The following is a 20066-nucleotide window of genomic DNA, read 5'->3' as shown; positions in this document are numbered from 1 at the left end:
ATACGAAACGGATTAAGGCAAAATTAAAAATGAGCCCGGTACAATACCGGACTCACTTTTATCAAGCTGCCTAATGAAATAACCGTGTCTAACTTTTAGGGGTCACTTCATTTTGAATTGCTCTTTTTTAAAACGTTTTTCAATACGGTAAATGAAATTATACTTATCTTATTACGCCGTTTTCAAAACTTTAATACCTCTGACGATATTCCAAATAAAGTAATAAATTCCTACAAGAATGAACACTGCATATGTGATAATCATTCCAATTCCAGCACCGTCAGATTGATCGAAACCTAAACCGTACATTCCTGATACTGCTAGTCCTCCAAATAAGATTGCATATGGGAAAACATGTGACCAAAATGCTTTTTTCGCGTGATACTTCACTTCATCTTCTGCAACAAAGTACACGATAATTGGTAGTAAAAATGGTGCAAAAAATATACTAAAGTAACATAACGAAGATAAAATATTATTTCCTTTCATCCGATTCACCTCTAAATAGTTTTTGTTACCTTCATTATGTCAGGAAACCATTCTAGAAACTATCGCTTTACCTTTCACTAACGTGACATATTTGTAAGATTTTCCTCAAATTAAATCCCGTCTGAAGTTTCAGACGGGATCACTTTCACTATATTCGATTCATAAACCAATACTGTGTAATTGCTAAATATTCTCGTACATTCGATGGAATGATGATTGGTTTCGGTGTTTTTGCCGGAAGACCTTCTAATTGTAAACCTTGTTTGGCAGCTATTTTTTTCGCTCTAAACATATGAAAATCGTTTGTTACGATCATACCTTTTTTCATATCGGCTGGAATTAACGGTTTTGAGAATGTAATATTCTCATCTGTACTCGTAGATTTGTCCTCCATTATAATACGGACTTCTGCGATGTTTTGTTTTATTAGTCCTTGTTTCATTGCTAATGCTTCTGAAATGTCTTCACCTTTTCCTTGTCCTCCAGATACGATAGCGATTGTTTTCTCATGTGATTTTAAATATTCAGCTGCTTTATCAATACGATATTGCAATGAATAAGATGGTTTCGTCCCATTTACTTTCGATCCTAGTACAATTATGTAATCAGCATCGTCACTTGCATTCATATGTCCATGCTTATAAATGTGATATTGTAAAAACCCCGCATATACGGCGCAAATCATTATAACAACTAAAATGCACTTTATTATTTTCTTCTTTCTCATACTCATATACTCCTATTTTCTTTTACTTCCTTCATGATAATATCCATTTATTTGTTTGTATATAGACAAATTCCAATAAACCCTAAATTATCCTCTGAAAGGTAATATTTATATTACTTTCGGGAATAGTAAGTACAACTTTACACGAAGGAGTGTCTCTATTGCTTCTCTTTTTATGTAACGTGTCGTTCTTTTTCATCTTATTTTTACTATCGCTTAAGTTACTCGGTAAATCCGCGTTAGCACAACTAACTCCTCATGATTTTGGGGCTATAATCTTTTTATCTTATTTAGCTTTCCAGGCCATACCCGTCTCTGGTGCTTTACAAGCATTTCTCGGTATGGTTGTTATCACATGTTTACATTTACTCCTTACAAAATTAAGCCTATTCAACAAACTAAATCGTTTTATTCTCGGACACCCTATCATTTTAATTAAACATGGTGATATTATTTTTGAGAACTTACAAAAAAGTAGATATCCCATTGCAGAACTGCTTTCTAATCTTCGCGTTGCAGGATATCCAAGTGTTCATGAAATTGAATACGCTATTTTAGAAGCGAACGGCGCTATTAGTATTTTACCAAAAAGAGAACTTGTACCATTAACTCCAAAAGATTTAAACATAGATGTTAAGTATGCTGGATTACCAATTGCACTTATTGTCGATTCACAAATTCAATATGATAACTTAAAGTTGATACATAAAGATGAAAAATGGTTATATAAAGAATTAAAAGAAAAAGGAATTACACATATTAAAAACGTTGCCTTTGCTTCTGTTCAAGAAACGGATGGATCTTTTGCGATTAGTTTAAAGGAATAAAAAAATCCCCTTAATTGCTTAGGGGGATTTTCTTCATCATATCGCTTCTTTCTCTCCTGCCATATTTAATGGAACAGGATGTTTCATACGATTCATCGTAAATACGATAATCGCTGTCATTACTTCCGCAACTGGCATAACGAGCCAAATTCCGTTTATCCCAAATAATTTTGGCATAATCCATAACAATGGAAGAATAAATAGTAATCCTCGGCTCATTATAATAAGTACTGATTTCTTCGTTTGTCGCACTGATTGGAAGTACTCTCCATACACAATGTTATAACCTAAAAATACGTATTGGATAAAGAATAAACTAATACCTGTTAAGGTTAACTCCAATAATTCTGGAGATTGAACATCAAATAAACCAATGATATATTTCCCGAAGAATAATCCGACAATTATCGCAACGCCTCCGAGGACAACTGCAATTTTCACAGCAAACTTCAATCCTTCACGCAATCTTTCTGATAAGTTTGCACCATAATGGAAACTAGCAATTGGTTGCAATGCAGCACCTACACCGAAGAATAATAGTAATGTCATTGCATGAATACTATTCACCATCGCATAGGAAGCTACTCCTACTTCTCCTGCATATTGGACGAATGCGATATTAAAACCAATCGTTACGATTGCAACCGTACTTTCTGCTGTAAAACTTGGGAAACCAATCACCATAATTTGTTTGACAGTATCCCATTCAAAATGGAATTTCGTCCACTTTAAGATACTACTTTTTCTAAAGAAATGAGTTAATAATACAAGGAAACCAATCGCTGCCGAAAGAATAGTCGCTGAAGCAGCACCTGTTACGCCCCATCCAAAAATAAAAATAAAGATGTAGTCAAACACGATATTTAATACAGCCGTTACAACAAGACCTGCCATCGCTAAATTAGGATTTCCATCATTTCGAATAAATGTACTTAAAATATTTTCTAAAACGTATATCATTCCAAATGTTAATAATACGTGTAAATAGTCTAATGCATACGGTAAAATCACTTCATTTGCACCAAATAAGTATGCTAAATCTTCTATTCTCCATAAGCAAATAGCTGCTAAAACACCTACGATAACAACTGCTACTGTCATGGATTGAGTAAAAATAGACCTTGCTCTTTCTCGCTTATTTTCACCTAATGCAATTGAATATAACGTTGCCCCGCCCATTCCAATCCATAATGAAATAGAGAAGAAAATCGAAAACGCTGGAATAGCCACGTTTACTCCTGCTAATCCATTTGCTCCAACTCCCCGACTAATCATTACCGCATCAATTACAATATTAACTGACATTAATACCATTCCGAGGACGGCTGGTATTAAATATGAAATAAATAAGCTTTTTATCGGTTTTTCTCTTAACTTTTCTGTTGCTTCCATACTCTAATATGCTCCTTTTTTTCAACTCTCTTTTCTTAGTTTAAACCTTCAAGTAACTTGAAGGTCAATAGAGAATTAAAAAATAAGTAACTTAATTATCGTGTTTGATCCTCATTTGTAATTATACGAGTCTTACAACTTATTGCTTTATTTTTTCATTATAGGAATTTGAATTTCTGTTACTTGCTCCTCTGGATTTTCTGTTACAGACCAATCGATTAATGCAATCTCAATCGCATCTCCACTTACTTCGTACCCTTCTTGATCAATATATTTCATTAATCTCTTATATGTTTCATCAGTTTCTTCATACGGTCCATGATGATATACACAGGCAAACATACCTTCTTTAATTTCATCTGAGCTAAGCACTTGAAAGGGCATGTAATCCAAAAGAATGAAAACACTGCTATATGCTTGAAACTCATTTTGCATTAATCCTTTTTTCGCAACAGTTACACCAATATCTCCAGAAAATAAACTATCATCCATTTGCCTCATATTTTTTTGCAACGAATGGATGTAGTACTCAAACATATCATCCGTCGTATTTGGAGCAACCGCAATTGCTGTAATTTTCCGCTGCGGGATCTCTTTAATTACCATTTGTTCAGCTTTTGCTTTTGTTGCTTCCTTAATTAAATGAATTCTATGCTCCATTTTCGCCAAAGCATACTCAATTTCTCTTTGTTTTTTCAACATCATTTCTTGTTGTTTTTCCAGTAAATTGAGTGCGTATGCTGGATTTCTTTCATCAATATATTTCTTAATTTCCTTTAACGGAATATTTAACTGGCGTAAAAATTTAATCGTATCTAATAGTGAAAATTGATCGATTGTGTAATAACGATAATTTGTTTGCGGGTCCACAGTGGACGGATGAAAAATTCCCTTCTCATCATAATAGCGTAAAGTTGATTCCGCTATATTATGCATTTTTGCCATTTCTCCAATTGTAAAGCGTTTATTTAATAACATCTTTTATTTCCTTCCATTTCTATTTATTTCATTATATGTTCATTTTGTCTTCAAAACAAAAAAGAATTCCCATACGAGAATTCTTTTTTTACTATTAAACCTCTATTATTATAGGAAGAATCATCGGCTTTCGTTTTGTATTTGTATATATATACCTCCCTAACGCTTCTCTTACCTCCCTTTTCAAAATACCCCAGCTATTCACATTCTCTTTCTTTAAATTATTAATTGTAATAACAGCTAATTTATTTAATTCTCTTAAAAATTCTTCTGAATCACGAACATAGACAAATCCACGAGAAATAATATCAGGACCTGAAATTATTTCTCCATCCACTTTATTAAAAGTAATAACTATAACGAGCATTCCATCTTCTGAAAGTTGTTTACGATCACGTAATAATGCATTTCCAACATCTCCAATTCCTAATCCATCTACATATATATTTCCTGCCTGTATTCTTCTAGATTGAATTGCCACTTCATTACTTATATCTACAACATCTCCATTACGTACGATAAAGATATTTTCCTTTTCAATACCAATTGATTCTGCTAACAAACTATGGTGATGTAGCATTCTAAACTCTCCATGAATTGGAATAAAATATTTTGGCTTCATTAATATAAGCATTAACTTCAACTCTTCTTGATATGCATGACCGGATACATGCACTCCAGTAGAACTACCTGATCCGTAAATCACCTTTGCTCCTAATGCAAATAAATTATCGATAATTCGTGAAACGTTACGTTCATTTCCTGGGATAGGGGTCGCGGCTATAATAACCGTATCTTCTGGTAAAATATCCACTTGTCTATAGTTTCCACTAGCTAAACGCGCTAAAGCTGCCATTGGTTCTCCTTGACTTCCTGTACAAAGTAATGCAACCTGCTTTGGATCTAAACGATTTACCTCATTTGCTTCAATTAACATACCTTCTGGAATATGTAAATAACCTTTCTCTAGAGCAACCTCTACTACATTTACCATACTTCTCCCTAGCAAAGCTAGTTTTCGATTTGTTTTTATACATGCTTCAACTATTTGCTGAACACGATTCACATTAGAAGCAAACGTAGAAATAATTACTTTTCTATTTGCTTTCATAAATATTTCCTCTATCCGTTCTCCTACTGACCTTTCTGATGGAGTAAAACCTGGGCGTTCTGCATTTGTGCTTTCAGATAATAAAGCTAGTACACCTTCAATTCCTATTTTAGCCATTTTATGAATATCAGGATGTTGATTGTTTACTGGTGTTAAATCAAATTTAAAATCACCTGTATGTACTACAGTACCTTCTGGTGTATGAAAAACAATACCGAGACAATCCGGAATACTGTGGTTCGTTTTAAAAAAGGTTGCCTTAATAGAACCACAATCAATTTCTGATTCTGAATGAATAACGATTAATTCCGTATCATTTTGAAGATTGTGTTCCTTTAATTTAATTTCAATTAAACCTAACGTTAACTTTGTTGCATAGATTGGTACATTTAGTTGTTTTAAAAAATATGGTATTCCGCCAATATGGTCCTCATGCCCGTGCGTTACTACTAAACCGCGAATTTTTTCTTTATTTTCTTGCAAATATGTGACGTCTGGAATTATTAAATCAATCCCTAATAAACTTTCATCTGGAAATTTAGACCCACAATCAATGACGACAATATCATTTTCATATTGGATAGCATACATATTTTTTCCTATTTCATTTACTCCACCTAAAGCAACAATAGACAAGTTATTTTTTAATGAATTCAAATGATAAAACCTCCTTTTCACATTTATAATTCGTGAAATAGCATTTAGGCTTTATTATTTGTAATGAAAAAGGACTTCATACTATTTTATACATATAAAATTCACACGCTACTCTTACACCTATATCTCAATAAGACAGCTTCTTCCTCAAAAAGCTCCCATTTTTTCATTGATTTTTTATAAAATCTATTATATATTAATTACAGGTTCAAATTACGAGTTCAAAAGAACTTGTAATCAGACCCTTTTGTTTAATGGGTTTTACATATTTTCATTAGGCAAATTCCGAGAAATCGTATGATAAAACTAAAAATGATGAGGAGAGGATCAGATGGAATTCGAATTTTTCTTTCAAATTGCACTTATTTTATTAAGTACAAAGCTTGCTGGTGATCTTAGTGTTAGATTAGGTCAACCTTCTGTGCTAGGTAAATTAATTGTCGGTATCGTTATCGGCCCAGCTATATTAGGTTGGATTGAAAATTCAGAGCTTCTAACACAATTAAGTAATGTCGGTGTTATTCTTTTAATGTTTATGGCAGGACTTGAAACAGACTTAGATGAATTAAACGCAAATCGCAATTCTTCTTTAGCAGTTGCACTCGGGGGTATCATTCTTCCATTCGTAGGTGGTTACGTTTCCGGCCTTGTTATGGGAATGGAACAAGGAAACGCTGTATTCTTAGGGTTACTTCTGTGCGCGACAAGTGTTAGTATTTCCGTTCAAACACTTCGTGATTTAGGTAAAATGAAAACACGTGAGAGTACGACGATGCTTGGAGCCGCTGTATTTGATGATATTCTTGTTGTTATTTTATTAGCATTCGCAATGAGCTTCTTAGGCACTGATGATGTTAATTTAACAATGATTATCTTGAAGAAAGTAGTATTCTTCGCTTCTATTATTTTAATTGGATGGAAAGGTGTACCAGTGATTATGCGTTGGTTATCACCATTGCGCGTATCTGAGTCTATCGTGAGCGCAGCTCTTATCATCTGTTTCTCATTCGCATATTTCGGCGAATTATTAGGAATTGCTGGTATTATTGGTGCTTTCGCTGCTGGTATTGCAATTTCTCAAACAAACTACAAACATGAAGTAGAAAAGAAAGTAGAACCAATTGCTTACGCTATGTTCGTTCCAGTATTCTTCGTTAGTATCGGTATGAATATTACATTTGACGGTATTGGCAATCAAATTTGGTTCATCCTAGCATTAACAGTAATCGCTGTATTAACAAAACTAATTGGTTGTGGTGTTGGTGCACGCATGACTGGATTTGATGCAAAGTCTTCTGCAATTATCGGTTCTGGTATGGTTTCTCGTGGTGAAGTTGCACTTATCATCGCAGGAACAGGACTCTCTTCAGGTCTATTAGCACAAGATTACTTTACAGCAATCGTTATTGTCGTTATTTTAACTACAATGATTACACCACCAATGTTAAAATACACTTTTGGTGCTAAAGATAAAGCAATGAATGAAAGCAAGTAAATAAGTTTACTATAATAAAAGGAGATTGCTATCTTATAAAATAGCAATCTCCTTTTTGTTTTACCCTTAAACAATCTCGTTCTTTTTTAACCATTTTTCAAAAATAATTCGTGCTTCTTCATCATCGATATCATTACTAAATGAATACACCTTAATGCCATAATCATCTATATATTCGCCTAGTTTCATTTCCTCCACTTTCTTATAAAAACCGTCTACCTCATAGTGCGGAAGATAAGCATCCCAAACTGGTTCATTTATTCTTTTGTACGCCGTCACTTCTAAATCATATCCATCTTCATAATATCCGATGTGATAATGTTTGTTCGGATCATATTTCTCCATTAAAAGTCCCCTCCTACTAAACAAAAGCGAGCCTTATATTACAGCTCGCTCCTCTCTCTATTTATTAAATACGTTCCATCGCCGTCTTCAACGTTCCAACAACAAAGGCAATTTCTTCACTTGAAATAATAAGCGGCGGTGCTAATGTTAAGACGTTATTATATCCTGCTGTTGTCATACCGTTGCGTCCTATAATTAAGCCCTTTTCTTTACAAGCATTTACGACACTTGCAATTTTTTCGTTATCAATTGGCTCTTTCGTCTCTTTATCATTTACTAGTTCGATTCCAACTAATAGACCTTTTCCTCTAATATTCCCAACAAGCGGATGTTCTCCAATTTCATCTTTTAGTTGCTCTAATAAAAGGGAGCCCATTTGTGCAGATCGCTCGATCAAATTTTCATTTTCCATAATCTCTAAATTTTTAAGTGCTAATGCACAAGCTGCTGGATTTCCACCAAATGTATTAATATGGCGGAAAAATTCATATTCTCCTTTACCTTTAAAAGCCTCATATATTTCTTTTTTCACAGCCGTTGCAGATAATGGTAAATATGCGCTCGTAATGCCTTTTGCCATTGTAATAATATCTGGCTTCACATCATAATTCATAAATCCAAATGCTTTTCCTGTACGCCCGAAACCGCAAATCACTTCGTCACTAATAAGTAGCGCACCGTGTTTTTGACACGTCTGATGAACAGCTTTCATATAGTCTTGTGGTGGCATTAATATGCCACCGCCTGTGATAATTGGTTCCATAATAAAGGCGGCAATTGTTTCACTTAATTCCCACGTCATAACACGATCGACTTCTTTCACACATTCTACATCATAAATATGCTGCCCTTCAATCTCAGGCATACGGTAACAATCCGGTGGTGTTACATGTAAAAATCCTGAAGCAAACGGCTCATATTGATATCTACGCTGCGCTTGTCCCGTCGCTGCCATTGTCGCCATTGTATTCCCATGATACCCGCGATAACGTGACATAAATTTATAACGATGTGGTTCACCTTTTTGAGCATAGTATTGCCTCGCTATTTTAAAAGCTGTTTCGTTCGCTTCTGAACCACTATTTGAGAAAAAAATAACATACTCTCCCCCAAGCCACTCATTTAACTTTTCAGCAAGCTTTATAGCTGGTTCATGAGATTGTGACATTGGAAAGTATGATAATGTTTGTAATTGCTTATAAGCCGCTTCTGCGAGCTCCTTTCTTCCATATCCACTATTCACACACCAAAGGCCACTCATAGCATCTAAATATCTTTTTCCTTGTATATCTTCAACCCAGCACCCTTCAGCTTTTGCCCCTACCATTGTACTATTTGGACTAAAGGGACGCATTCCGTGCCAAACATATTGCTCATCTTTTGCTAATAACTCATCAGTTTGCTTCGTTTTCATCATTACTTCCACCTTCCATAACAACTTATTTTTCACAAAAGCTGCGCTGGTACCATGATGATTTAAATTTCTCCCTGTTATTTTCATTCCACAAAATTAAGACAAATCCTACTTACAAATCAGTAATATTTACAAGAAAATGACAAAAGAAAAAAGAGCTTTTCTTATCTATCGAAAAGCTCCTCTTTTATTTAATGTGAAGATGCATCGCTAATACCATGACCAGTATTAGATTTCACGAGAATTTCATCAAATTTCGCTGCATCTTCTTTCTTACTAGATAAAACAGTTCCTAAATATGCTGCAAGAAATCCGAGTGGAATTGAAATAATTCCTGGTGTCGTATATGGGAATAACGCTTCCCCAACAAAAATAGCTTTTCCAGCTACAGGGTTCCAAACATTAGGACTCAAGGCTACAAGAACAATTGATGATACGAGACCTACAATCATACCAGAGATCGCACCCGTTGTGTTAAAACGCTTCCAATATATTGTAAATAATATAACTGGTAGGTTTGCACTCGCCGCAACAGCAAATGCTAAAGACACTAAAAATGCTACGTTTAATGTTTGGGCAAATAATGCAAGTATAATAGATAGTATCGCTACTCCAATAGATGCATAACGAGCCATGGATACTTGCTCTTTTTCCGTTGATTTCCCTTTGCGAATGATCTCATTATAAAAATCATGTGCAAATGCTGATGCTGCTGTTAATACAAGACCTGCCACTACAGCCAAAATCGTCGCAAAAGCAATTGCTGATACGAAAGCAAATAAGAAATCTCCACCTAACGCTTTTGCTAATAAAGGTGCCGCCATATTACCAGCTGGGTTCGCTTTAATAATCGCTTCATTTCCTACAAAAGCCGCCGCACCAAATCCTAAGAAAATCGTCATAATATAAAATGCACCAATTAACCACGTCGCATATACGACAGATTGACGTGCAGTTTTTGCATCACGTACTGTAAAAAAGCGGACAAGTATATGTGGTAATCCAGCTGTACCAAGTACTAGTCCTAAATTTAAAGAAAGTGTATCAAGACCATCCTTATACTTTACACCTGGATTTAAAAATGAATCTTTTAATGATGTAGCTGTTTTCATTTGAGCGAACATTTCAGTCACGCTGAAGTTGAATTTTGCGAAAACGATAACAGAAATAATAAACGTACCAGCCATAAGTAATACAGCCTTTACAATTTGTACCCAGCTCGTTGCTGTCATACCACCAAAAATAACATACACCGTCATAAGTGTTCCAACGATTAATACAGATGTCGTATATTCAATTCCTAATAATAATTTAATAAGTGCACCCGCGCCAACTAATTGTGCAATCATATAAAAGATAGAAATCGTCATCGTATTAAGAGCTGCGACTCCGCGAACTTTTTTCGCATCAAAGCGTGCTGCAATCATATCCGCCAAAGTGTACTTTCCTAAATTTCTAAGCGGTTCTGCAACAAGATATAGTACAACTAAATAAGCAACTAAAAAACCGATACTATAAAAGAATCCATCAAACCCAGTTAATGCGATTGCTCCGGCTATACCAAGAAATGAAGCAGCAGACATGTAATCTCCAGCAATGGCCAGACCATTTTGCCAACCAGTTAATCCCCCTCCAGCCGTATAAAATTCACTCGCATTTTTCGTTTTTTTCGATGCAAAATAGGTTATGACAAGCGTACCAAGAACAATAATTAAAAATAGTGCAAACGCAGTAGTATTCAAGTTCAGCCCCTCCCTTTTTGCATATCTTGCAGAATTTTTCGGGAGATTTCATCAAATGATTCTGCTTTTTTGCTATAAATCATACATAGTGCCCATGTCATGATAAATTGGGAAAAAGCAAATACCCACGCCCATGTAACGTCACCAAATGCAGGTGTATTGAGCACCTTTGAATACGATGTTAAAATAGGTAATGCGATAAAAAAACTAAAAAAGAAAATACTCATTGGAATGATAAACTTCTTTTTCGTATTTAATAACAATTGAAATTCTTCCGACTGAACGACCTCTGTATAATTCACCTCATTTTGCAACTTACGTGCTGACGTATCATCTCGTTTCATTAACCGATCCCCTCTCTTACTTGAAATGCACTTCCCCCTTGCATACCTAAAGACTAAATTTTATAAATATTCAGAAACTTATACTTATTGTAGACAATCCGTGCATTCATGCAAAGATTTTTTGATAGACATTTTTCGGCAATTTCCCCTAAATTTTTAATATACTTTTTCAACATAAAGTGACACCTTACTTATTTTTTCCTCATTAAGACAAAAGCAGTGCTTAACGCACTACTTTTGTCTTTTTTTCCTTTTCTAAATTACGAGCTGTTTCGCTTAACTCAACCTCTTTTCCGTCTTTAAGTGTTCCAAATATAAAATCGAATACTGGATTTGAAACACCGAACCAAAACTTTTCGTTTTTATAATGGTGTAATATATGTTGTTTTTTTAGCCATCTTCCAAACTTAGTGACGGGACGAATCGGTCTATGGGCAATATAATGTTTCCATTCGTAAACGAGCAGCATAATAATCATTCCGATTCCAAATGAAAGTGTAATAGTAAGACTTTTTGTAATACCATATGCTATAAGTAAATATATAGTAAAACTAGGTATACTAAACCATACAGGTAAAAACAAAAGTTTTAAATCATCTGGATATACGTGGTGATCATAATGTAATCTTCTTAACATTTTTAATAGAAATGTGTTTTTAGGTGGCTTTATATGGAATAAAAAACGATGTGTCATATATTCATTCAGTGTATAGAAAACAATTCCAAACATACATGCTAACATGCCAAACCACGTTAAAAATTGCATTTTTAAAATAATAATGAAAATAAATAGAATGCTATACATAATGACGATATCATATTGTAAAAAGAACTCTTTCCCCACTTTCTTCATCTTGTTTCCCCCTTTTCCAAAAAAACAGCCGCAACATATCGTTACGACTATTTCTTTTCTATTCTTATTCTATTCACTTTACAAATTTGCCTGCTGTTCTATTGTCGAGAAAAAATTGTTTGGTCCAAATATATTTTGCTTTGGAATAATATGTTCCACTGCAAACACTGTTACTTCTCCTCTTTGCACTTCTCCAATAATGAGACCAAATATTTGATGATTTACTGCAAACGTCGGTTGCTTTGTTTGTAGCAATCTTGCAGCATTATGAAATACTGCTTCATATAGTGGATTTCTATCAGTAATTTCTTTTCGGATTTTTGGCGCTAACGTAATTATAATTTCTTTTCCGTCAATAGTGGTTCGATACATAAAAATCTCCCCTTCAATCTTATGTGAACAACTGTAAAGCTTTGTATGCAAAATGTATAGAGTAACCTACTAAAATAATACCTGCTCCGGCTGTTATGTAGCCAAGCGCTTTTGGTTTTAATAAAGTTCTTCCAAAATGTACAGAAAAAGCAATATTTAAATTCCATAAAATAATACCTGCAATAATGCAAAGACTGTACAAAAAAGCTTCTTGTTTCGTTACCTTCGTAAGTAATGAGCTAAGTGTACTTCCGTATATACCAAACCAAAAAACAAGATTTAATGGATTGGATATCGCAATTAAAAATCCTGCCATAAACGATTGCTTAAGACCACCTACCTCTTCTTTTTTATATTCCATGTTTGAGTGGGAAATTCCTTGTTTTACACTTTGAAATCCTAAATAAAATAACAAGAAAAAACCCGTGCAATACATGAAGGCTTGTACATATGTATACATAAACACAGAAGATAAACCGAAATAAATGAGAAGCATAAATAAAACATCTGCAGTCATTCCACCAATTCCAACAACCCAAGCATGCCAAAACCTACGTTCAATTCCTCGTTTTAACATTTCAATATTAATCGGCCCTACTGGCGCAGCTAATGAAATACCTAATACGATTTGCTGTATAATTGCTCCAATCATCGCTCTATCCTTTCTACTCTCTTTACTACTAGTTAATGATGTAATTTGAAAAAATAGACTAGCTTTCATAATAAAATACCCTTTTTTATCCAAAATATACAAAAGAGCCATCTAGGTGATGGCTCTTACTTTTCTATCCTATGAAGAAAAGGACATTTCCCTTTTATTGGTTCTACATCGTCTCCTATAAAATATTGTTTCCATTCACGATGCTCTGGGTCACCATAATGACTAATGTTAGGATGTTTCGGCAATTGATCCCACTTTTCAACTCGCTCACGGACCATTTGTCTTGAATATGCTCCTTTAGGACGATCCCCCTCTAATCCATCAAAAATAGTGCGTGGCTGAAACCCAATAACGAGAGAATTCCCTAAATGTCTAGTTTTTCGCTGTTTATAAGCTGGCGCGTTTCCAAATGCGAATATTGGCTCACCACAAAATGAAAATTCCCATAAATAATGGTCTGGATCTTCAGGAATTTGCTTTGGCCATGCTTGATTATCGTTTTCATGTAAATACTGTAACACTTTCCAAAAGGAATCACGGTAATATTCGAGTGATCGTTCTTCACATTCCGGTTCTACAAAAAGGAAAAAGCCCCTTCTTACAATCGGCCTCTCTTTCATTAACTCTAAAAAAGATAACATTGTATGCGGCAAATGACTCCAATCATTATGAGAAAGAAATGAATAACGAAGTTCATTCTTTTTCAAAGCTGTTAAACCGAAATAACATGGAAAAGTTGGTTCTAACACGACACTTGAAAAAATCTCAAATTCTTTTGCAACCCAATCCGGTATGTCGGTTCTCGTTCTCATTCCTTCATTATCTAATAAGTACGACCTATTCATTCTTTCACCTCGTTATGTATAGCATTCAATTAAGAATATTACATACTCGGCCTGTCCTATACCTATTTAAAAATTTGATTGGAAAATTATTTAAAAATATAAAAATAAAACCGCTTACTTGACTAAATTCTCCCAATTCGTGTATATTTAAATTAATCATTTAGCAGAATATTCAAGAATATAGCATTTTTAGTTTATATTATTTCTTTAAATGAATTTCACTAAATGAAAATAGTAAACGCTTTTAGGAGGAATTGTAACATGCAAGGAAAAGTAAAATGGTTTAACAACGAAAAAGGTTTTGGATTTATCGAAATGGAAGGCGCTGACGATGTATTCGTACATTTCTCTGCTATTCAAGGAGACGGCTACAAAGCTTTAGAAGAAGGTCAAGAAGTATCTTTCGACATTACTGAAGGTAACCGTGGACCTCAAGCTGCTAACGTAGTAAAACTTTAATCCAACATATAACAGGAGGTTACCTTACTTGGTAACCTTCTTTGTTATTCCTTTGTATATTTCCGTTTTACAGAGCAAAAACTATGTAAAATGCGCACTATACAAAGGAGGAATTATTAATGGGATCAGAAGTAAATGATTTTGAAGAAGTAAAATTCCGTGTAGAAACAGCACAAAAGATGGTAGGTTCTGCAACAATTTCAATGGATCCAGACACATTAGAGCATGCCACTACTGCAGTAGAAGCAGCTCGCTCACAGCTTGAAATTATGAAATCTGTTGCAGTAGATTTAGATGAACCATTTTTAATGAACGAGGAAAAGAAACTAAGCAAATGCGAGCAGCAATTAAACGAAGCAAAGCACTAAAAAACATCCAGAGAATTTTCTCTGGATGTTTTTTTATGACAACTGTTCTCCATACTTTTTCAATGTTTCTCCAACTGTACATTGTCTTATACAAAATGAATGTGCATAATATTTACTATTTGTCTTTCGATTATGTTCTCGCAAGAAACATCCTTCACAATATGTTTCTAATAAGTCATTTACCTCTGTAATGAGTTGCTTTTTATCCACCTTTGCACCTCTCTATTCGGTTATTTCTTTATGACTATCAATGACTGTCCCTTCTAATGCTTGCGTTGCTAATTGATGTGCTTCTTTATTTTGTTTTCTAGATATCGGATCACATACAAGTTTTAATTTCATTTGCTTCGCCTTTTGTTCAATTTGATCTAAATAATGGTTTAAATGCTCATCATAACAAGGCCATTCTCCCGCCAATTGCTGCAATACAACTTGAGAATCTCCGCGAAGTGTAACTGCTTCATATTTAATCCCTAATTCCTCGAGTATATTCATACCGTATAATAGTGATGCATATTCCGCTTCATTATTATCATCTATACCTTCTATATATGCATTGCGGCGAATGCGGTAGTTTGTATTTCCTTTTTTATAGTACACACATATACCAACGCCAGCTTCTTTCGTTTGCACATCATACCCCCCATCAAAATAAACGAGTATTTCTTGGGGCTCTTCCTCTACTTGTTTACTCAGTTTTTTCATTTCCTTTAATGACCATTCTGCATCCATTTCATCGTAAAATAAAAGTTCCTTAGCTCTTCCTGTTTTCTCAAAATCCTCTGCAAATTGAAGTATTTCTTCTATGTTCATATAATCTGTTGTTAATTCCGTCTGCAATCCTCGCTTCGTTTTATACAACCAATGAATTTTATATTTCATACTAGATTCCCCTTATATAAGACTTCTTATATGTAGCCAGCTAATGAAAGCCTCACTTTATTTTATTATATTTTATCTAGAGTCACAGCATTATATTCAATATGATTACATACAAAAAGAGCTATCCCTATAGGAATAGCTCTTTCATCTATTACATAAATCTTTCAAATTGTACTCGCTTATTAATCCAGTACATTACAGGCATACCAATGGCCATTACAACAAATTCACCGACTGCACATGTTAACCAAGACAACATAAATGGTAAACCCAATGCAAGATGAAGTTCAATTGCAATCATAAACATTGTAATCGTAAAGATAACCGTATTAAAAATCATACGAGCCCAAACACCTTTAATAAATCGCATAGAAATAATCGTTGCAACTAATGCAAGAATAGATTGCCCTACTCCAAATACTAAATCATAAGCGATCATAGGTGAGAAAAAGAGATTCGTTAAAAATACACCTAATACAATTCCGTAAATTGCTTTCTTGTTAAATACAACGAGATGATTAAACATCTCTGAAATACGAAATTGTACATTCGTAAAGCCAAATGGCTGAATAAGCATAGAAACAGCAATATATAATGCCGCTAAAATACCATTGCCGACTAAAGTTCTAATATTCATGACAAAATCTCCTTAGTTTTTTTACGTGGGATGGTTTCGAACCACGTTATTCTTTTTTTTAGCAACAAGATTATATTTTACGTGGTAGCCCCTCTTTCGTCAATAGATTCCTATCATGAACTACCTTTTTTCTTTTAGACAACGTATAATGAAACATATGAAAGATTTAGGAGGTTTCACTTCATGATAGCAACAATCCAAAATGAAAAAGTGATCGTTTCCATTTCTGACAAAGGTGCAGAATTACAAAGCGTTCGCTTAAAAGAAGACAACACAGAATATTTATGGCAAGGTGATTCTACATATTGGGGACGTCGCGCACCAATTTTGTTCCCAATTGTCGGCCGATTAGTAGATAATACATACTACGTAGACGGTAAACCATATTCATTAACACAACACGGTTTCGCTCGTGATCTTACTTTCTCTGTGAAAGAACAAAGTGAAACAAAGATCACTTATATCGTTACTAATAATGAAGAAACGTTAAAAAAATACCCATACGAATTCGAATTACTCGTTTCTTATGAGCTAGAAGGACAAAGCGTTCATGTAACATATGAAGTAAACAATCCTACTTCTAAAGAGATGTTCTTCTCAATTGGGGCACATCCTGGATTCAACTTCCCTTTATTGGATGGTGAATCATTTACAGATTATCACTTATCGTTTAATGGTTCGGAACGCTTAGAAACAAGCGTATTAGAAGGACCTTACCTTTCAAACAAAAAGCAATTAATCGCTGAAAATACAACTGAATTGCCACTTACATATGATTTATTCAAAAATGATGCGCTTATTTTTGAAAATATGAATACGAATGAAATTTCGATTCGTTCTCATAAACATAATAAATTTGTAAAAGTAGAATTTGATGGCTTCCCATTTGTCGGCGTATGGACACCAGGGGATAACGCACCTTTCTTATGTATTGAACCTTGGTATGGAATCGCTGATGAAGTAAATCCAGCAAAAGATTTCAAGGACAAAAAGGGAATTCAATCTTTACAAGCGAATGAAACATTTACATGTCGTTACAGCATCACAATCGGATAACTACTCTATCCCCTACTTCAAAAAAATATTTAAGTAGGGGATAACCTTATAATTTGGAGGTTTCTCATTTTGATTGAAGTATATATTGATGGTGCATCAAAAGGAAATCCTGGTCCTTCTGGTGCAGGAGTGTTTATTAAAGGCGTTCAGCCACCTGTACAATTATCATTACCACTTGGAACAATGTCCAATCATGAAGCAGAATACCGCGCTTTACTTCTAGCATTAAAATATTGCATCGAGCATAATTATAGCACTGTCTCTTTTCGTACAGATTCCCAGCTTGTCGAACGGGCTGTTGAAAAGGAATACGCAAAAAATAAAATATTTGCACCTCTTTTAGATGAAGCACTACAGTACATAAAAAACTTCGATCTCTTTTTTATTAAGTGGATTCCAAGTAGTCAAAATAAAGTAGCTGATGAATTAGCTAGAAAAGCTATATTACAAAATTAACGGGGGTATGAGTGTGAAAAAAGATTGGATTGCTCCTCTTGCTTTATTATTTGTCTCTTTTATTTGGGGAGCTACGTTTGTTGTCGTTCAAAATGCTATGTCTTTCGTTGGTCCATTTACCTTTAATGGTATTCGCTTTTTATTCGCTGGAATTATTTTATTATTCGTTCAAATGATTTTCTCAAAAAACACTTCAAAACAAGATATAAAACAGAGTAGCCTCGCTGGATTAATCGTTGGGTTCTTTTTATGTGTTGGCTATGTATTACAAACATTTGGCTTACTTTATACAACTTCTTCAAAAGCAGGTTTCTTAACAGGGCTTAGTATCGTTATGGTACCAATTTTGTCTTTTATCTTTTTAAAACAAAAAGCTACCATTTTTATCGTACTTGGTATTGCTGTAGCAACAGCAGGTTTATACTTATTAACAGCTGCTGATTCTTTCCAATTAAATATAGGAGATATACTTGTTCTCGGTTGTGCAATCGCTTTCGCTGCCCATATTCTTATTAACGGCTTCTTTTCTAAGAAAATATCACCTTTATTATTAAGCACATCTCAAGTATTAGCTGTTGGTATATTTTCTTCTATTTGCGCTTTTTTGTTTGAAGATTGGGAAAAATTATTTTCAGTATCACTATGGACGAATCAATCTTTTTTATTCGCACTCTTTCTAACTGCCCTGTTTGCAACATCTATTGCTTTTTTCATTCAAACATCGGCCCAAAAGCACACTTCTCCAACGAGAGTAGCAATTATTTTCGCAATGGAACCCGTTTTTGCTGCATTAACAGGCGTTCTCGTTGCAAATGAACAACTTTCTATTTCTGCTATTATCGGATGTCTATGTATTTTCCTGGGCATGATTTTTGTTGAATGGCCTTCCAAAACAAAAAAAGAAGCGCAGGCTGCGTGAAGTTATGCTTGTAACTTCCGCATAAAAGCCTTAGCGCTTTTTTTATCTGTAATTTCTTCCTCTTTCAATCGTTCTAATAACGCAACGAAATAACTACCATCAAACTGCAATTGATGTTTAATTGTCGCTTCTATTGCTGCGTTCACAATCCCATCAGACGCACCAGTATATCCTTGTCCGAACATAATAAACCCTTGTGCTTCCTCTGATAATTTAAATCCTTTCGTATGTAAGAATGAAAGATAATCTTCTACTGTTTGCATGTTATTCCCACCTACTCAAAAATTCTCCATCTCCTATCATACATGTTTTTACACGCTATGAGAATGAAATTTCTTTGACAACTTTGTAAATCGCTCTTCTAATTCGCTTGCAATGGAGGATTTCCTAACAATCTGAAGGAATATGTACAGTGGAACTTATTTCATATTAAAGGGGAGACACGATGAAACAAGCACTATTAATTATCGACGCTCAACAAGAATTAATTGATGGAAATGAGCAAGAAAATGAAGTTTTTCGTAAAATCGAGCTATTATCTACACTAAATACAGCCATGCAGAAAGCAATAGATTCCAATGCTCTTATTGTTTTCGTAAGAGATATCGATGTTGCTTCTGGCAGCGGAGAAGGATTTGAAGTACATAATCAAATTCAAGTACCTCAGTCTGCAATCTTTATTAATAAAGCAGCAACCAATTCATTCTACGGCACTTCTTTACTTGAACTTTTAAAAGAAGAGAAAATTGGCCATATCGTTATCGGTGGATGTAAAACAGAGCATTGTATCGACACCGCAGTTAGAACTGCGACTGTACAAGGATTTGATGTTACATTAATTAAAAACGGTCATTCCACAACTGATTCTAACGTATTATCTGCAGAGCAAATTATTGCTCATCACAATAAAACTTTACACGGTCATTATAACGTTGATCATTTTTCTATGGTGAGAGATATCGAGGAAGACCTCTTTCAGCCAACTCATGACCAATATCGTGATTAAATTAGCTCAAAAAAGAATCCTTCATTTAAAA

25 protein-coding genes and 1 riboswitch are annotated in these 20066 nt (G+C 34.4%); of the genes, 8 read left to right on the top strand and 17 right to left on the bottom strand.

Annotated elements, in window-relative coordinates; genetic code table 11:
- Positions 1 to 171 precede the first annotated feature (171 nt).
- Together MR167_RS16215 and MR167_RS16210 are read right to left on the bottom strand one after the other, a co-directional pair.
- Complete coding sequence (locus tag MR167_RS16215) at positions 172 to 489, bottom strand: magnetosome magnetite crystal formation protein family (RefSeq protein ID WP_000678054.1); 318 nt, start codon at positions 487 to 489, stop codon at positions 172 to 174.
- A 148-nt stretch (positions 490 to 637) separates the two neighbouring features.
- The gene (locus MR167_RS16210) at positions 638 to 1216 is read right to left on the bottom strand and encodes a YdcF family protein (protein ID WP_242315002.1); all 579 of its coding nucleotides are present in this window, start codon (positions 1214 to 1216) and stop codon (positions 638 to 640) included.
- 161 nt (positions 1217 to 1377) lie between these two features.
- Between MR167_RS16210 and MR167_RS16205 the strand changes: the two genes are divergently transcribed.
- The gene (locus MR167_RS16205) at positions 1378 to 2043 is read left to right on the top strand and encodes a DUF421 domain-containing protein (protein ID WP_097924911.1); all 666 of its coding nucleotides are present in this window, start codon (positions 1378 to 1380) and stop codon (positions 2041 to 2043) included.
- A 36-nt stretch (positions 2044 to 2079) separates the two neighbouring features.
- Here the strand turns inward: MR167_RS16205 and MR167_RS16200 are convergent, their stop codons facing one another.
- The 3 genes from MR167_RS16200 to MR167_RS16190 form a co-directional block, all read right to left on the bottom strand.
- A complete protein-coding gene (locus tag MR167_RS16200) occupies positions 2080 to 3435 on the bottom strand; it encodes an MATE family efflux transporter (RefSeq protein ID WP_242315000.1) in 1356 nt (451 codons plus the stop codon).
- 147 nt (positions 3436 to 3582) lie between these two features.
- Positions 3583 to 4413 carry a MerR family transcriptional regulator gene (locus tag MR167_RS16195; RefSeq protein ID WP_242314999.1) on the bottom strand — a complete coding sequence of 277 codons (831 nt, stop codon included), beginning with the start codon at positions 4411 to 4413 and terminating at the stop codon, positions 3583 to 3585.
- Between the two features lie 94 nt (positions 4414 to 4507).
- Entirely contained in the window at positions 4508 to 6181 is a 1674-nt protein-coding gene (locus MR167_RS16190; protein ID WP_242314997.1) for a ribonuclease J, read from the bottom strand.
- Positions 6182 to 6512: 331 nt separating this feature from the next.
- Here MR167_RS16190 and MR167_RS16185 point away from each other — a divergent pair, with 331 nt between their 5' ends.
- A complete protein-coding gene (locus tag MR167_RS16185; RefSeq protein WP_000393875.1) occupies positions 6513 to 7676 on the top strand; it encodes a cation:proton antiporter in 1164 nt (387 codons plus the stop codon).
- A gap of 66 nt (positions 7677 to 7742) precedes the next feature.
- Here the strand turns inward: MR167_RS16185 and MR167_RS16180 are convergent, their stop codons facing one another.
- From MR167_RS16180 to MR167_RS16145, 8 genes are all read right to left on the bottom strand, one after another.
- A complete protein-coding gene (locus tag MR167_RS16180; RefSeq protein WP_000417071.1) occupies positions 7743 to 8021 on the bottom strand; it encodes a DUF3986 family protein in 279 nt (92 codons plus the stop codon).
- A 64-nt stretch (positions 8022 to 8085) separates the two neighbouring features.
- Positions 8086 to 9435 (bottom strand): aspartate aminotransferase family protein, encoded by a 1350-nt coding sequence (locus MR167_RS16175; RefSeq protein WP_141481219.1) that lies wholly within the window; start codon positions 9433 to 9435, stop codon positions 8086 to 8088.
- Positions 9436 to 9626: 191 nt separating this feature from the next.
- Positions 9627 to 11177, bottom strand: coding sequence for a solute symporter family protein (locus MR167_RS16170; RefSeq protein ID WP_242314995.1), 1551 nt, complete (start codon positions 11175 to 11177; stop codon positions 9627 to 9629).
- Between the two features lie 2 nt (positions 11178 to 11179).
- On the bottom strand, positions 11180 to 11521 hold the full coding sequence (locus MR167_RS16165; RefSeq protein WP_000817366.1) for a DUF485 domain-containing protein: 342 nt from the start codon (positions 11519 to 11521) through the stop codon (positions 11180 to 11182).
- A 223-nt stretch (positions 11522 to 11744) separates the two neighbouring features.
- Complete coding sequence (locus MR167_RS16160) at positions 11745 to 12374, bottom strand: sterol desaturase family protein (RefSeq protein ID WP_000755405.1); 630 nt, start codon at positions 12372 to 12374, stop codon at positions 11745 to 11747.
- 78 nt (positions 12375 to 12452) lie between these two features.
- Entirely contained in the window at positions 12453 to 12746 is a 294-nt protein-coding gene (locus tag MR167_RS16155; RefSeq protein ID WP_000286367.1) for a hypothetical protein, read from the bottom strand.
- A 19-nt stretch (positions 12747 to 12765) separates the two neighbouring features.
- Positions 12766 to 13509 carry a LysE family transporter gene (locus MR167_RS16150; RefSeq protein WP_242314994.1) on the bottom strand — a complete coding sequence of 248 codons (744 nt, stop codon included), beginning with the start codon at positions 13507 to 13509 and terminating at the stop codon, positions 12766 to 12768.
- 14 nt (positions 13510 to 13523) lie between these two features.
- A complete protein-coding gene (locus MR167_RS16145) occupies positions 13524 to 14252 on the bottom strand; it encodes a YqcI/YcgG family protein (RefSeq protein WP_001082150.1) in 729 nt (242 codons plus the stop codon).
- Positions 14253 to 14513: 261 nt separating this feature from the next.
- Here MR167_RS16145 and cspB point away from each other — a divergent pair, with 261 nt between their 5' ends.
- The gene (gene cspB, locus MR167_RS16140; RefSeq protein WP_001161731.1) at positions 14514 to 14711 is read left to right on the top strand and encodes a cold shock-like protein CspB; all 198 of its coding nucleotides are present in this window, start codon (positions 14514 to 14516) and stop codon (positions 14709 to 14711) included.
- Between the two features lie 119 nt (positions 14712 to 14830).
- On the top strand, positions 14831 to 15079 hold the full coding sequence (locus tag MR167_RS16135; RefSeq protein ID WP_000534400.1) for a DUF2564 family protein: 249 nt from the start codon (positions 14831 to 14833) through the stop codon (positions 15077 to 15079).
- Between the two features lie 33 nt (positions 15080 to 15112).
- On the opposite strand, the gene MR167_RS16130 is transcribed toward MR167_RS16135, so the two are convergent.
- From MR167_RS16130 to MR167_RS16120, 3 genes are all read right to left on the bottom strand, one after another.
- On the bottom strand, positions 15113 to 15289 hold the full coding sequence (locus MR167_RS16130) for a zinc-finger domain-containing protein (RefSeq protein ID WP_000358801.1): 177 nt from the start codon (positions 15287 to 15289) through the stop codon (positions 15113 to 15115).
- Between the two features lie 12 nt (positions 15290 to 15301).
- Entirely contained in the window at positions 15302 to 15961 is a 660-nt protein-coding gene (locus MR167_RS16125; protein WP_000875533.1) for a ribonuclease H family protein, read from the bottom strand.
- A 151-nt stretch (positions 15962 to 16112) separates the two neighbouring features.
- Positions 16113 to 16598, bottom strand: a complete 486-nt coding sequence (locus tag MR167_RS16120) for a QueT transporter family protein (protein ID WP_001026475.1) — start codon at positions 16596 to 16598, stop codon at positions 16113 to 16115.
- 6 nt (positions 16599 to 16604) lie between these two features.
- Positions 16605 to 16649: riboswitch (PreQ1 riboswitch) on the bottom strand.
- Positions 16650 to 16781: 132 nt separating this feature from the next.
- Here MR167_RS16120 and MR167_RS16115 point away from each other — a divergent pair.
- The 3 genes from MR167_RS16115 to MR167_RS16105 all read left to right on the top strand — a co-directional run bounded on the left by MR167_RS16115 (position 16782) and on the right by MR167_RS16105 (position 19029).
- Positions 16782 to 17654 (top strand): aldose 1-epimerase family protein, encoded by an 873-nt coding sequence (locus MR167_RS16115; RefSeq protein ID WP_000562118.1) that lies wholly within the window; start codon positions 16782 to 16784, stop codon positions 17652 to 17654.
- Positions 17655 to 17723: 69 nt separating this feature from the next.
- Positions 17724 to 18110, top strand: coding sequence for a reverse transcriptase-like protein (locus MR167_RS16110; protein WP_000573877.1), 387 nt, complete (start codon positions 17724 to 17726; stop codon positions 18108 to 18110).
- A gap of 13 nt (positions 18111 to 18123) precedes the next feature.
- Complete coding sequence (locus MR167_RS16105) at positions 18124 to 19029, top strand: DMT family transporter (RefSeq protein ID WP_000711161.1); 906 nt, start codon at positions 18124 to 18126, stop codon at positions 19027 to 19029.
- Between the two features lie 2 nt (positions 19030 to 19031).
- Here the strand turns inward: MR167_RS16105 and MR167_RS16100 are convergent, their stop codons facing one another.
- Positions 19032 to 19292 (bottom strand): DUF6123 family protein, encoded by a 261-nt coding sequence (locus tag MR167_RS16100; RefSeq protein WP_001195212.1) that lies wholly within the window; start codon positions 19290 to 19292, stop codon positions 19032 to 19034.
- Between the two features lie 182 nt (positions 19293 to 19474).
- Here MR167_RS16100 and MR167_RS16095 point away from each other — a divergent pair, with 182 nt between their 5' ends.
- On the top strand, positions 19475 to 20035 hold the full coding sequence (locus MR167_RS16095) for a cysteine hydrolase family protein (RefSeq protein ID WP_000806312.1): 561 nt from the start codon (positions 19475 to 19477) through the stop codon (positions 20033 to 20035).
- Positions 20036 to 20066 lie beyond the last annotated feature (31 nt).

The sequence above is a fragment of the Bacillus cereus group sp. BfR-BA-01355 genome, from assembly GCF_022663675.1.
Lineage (GTDB): Bacteria > Bacillota > Bacilli > Bacillales > Bacillaceae_G > Bacillus_A > Bacillus_A thuringiensis_S.
The sequence above is the reverse complement of the archived record's forward strand: the minus strand, read 5'-3'. Positions and strand labels throughout refer to the sequence as shown.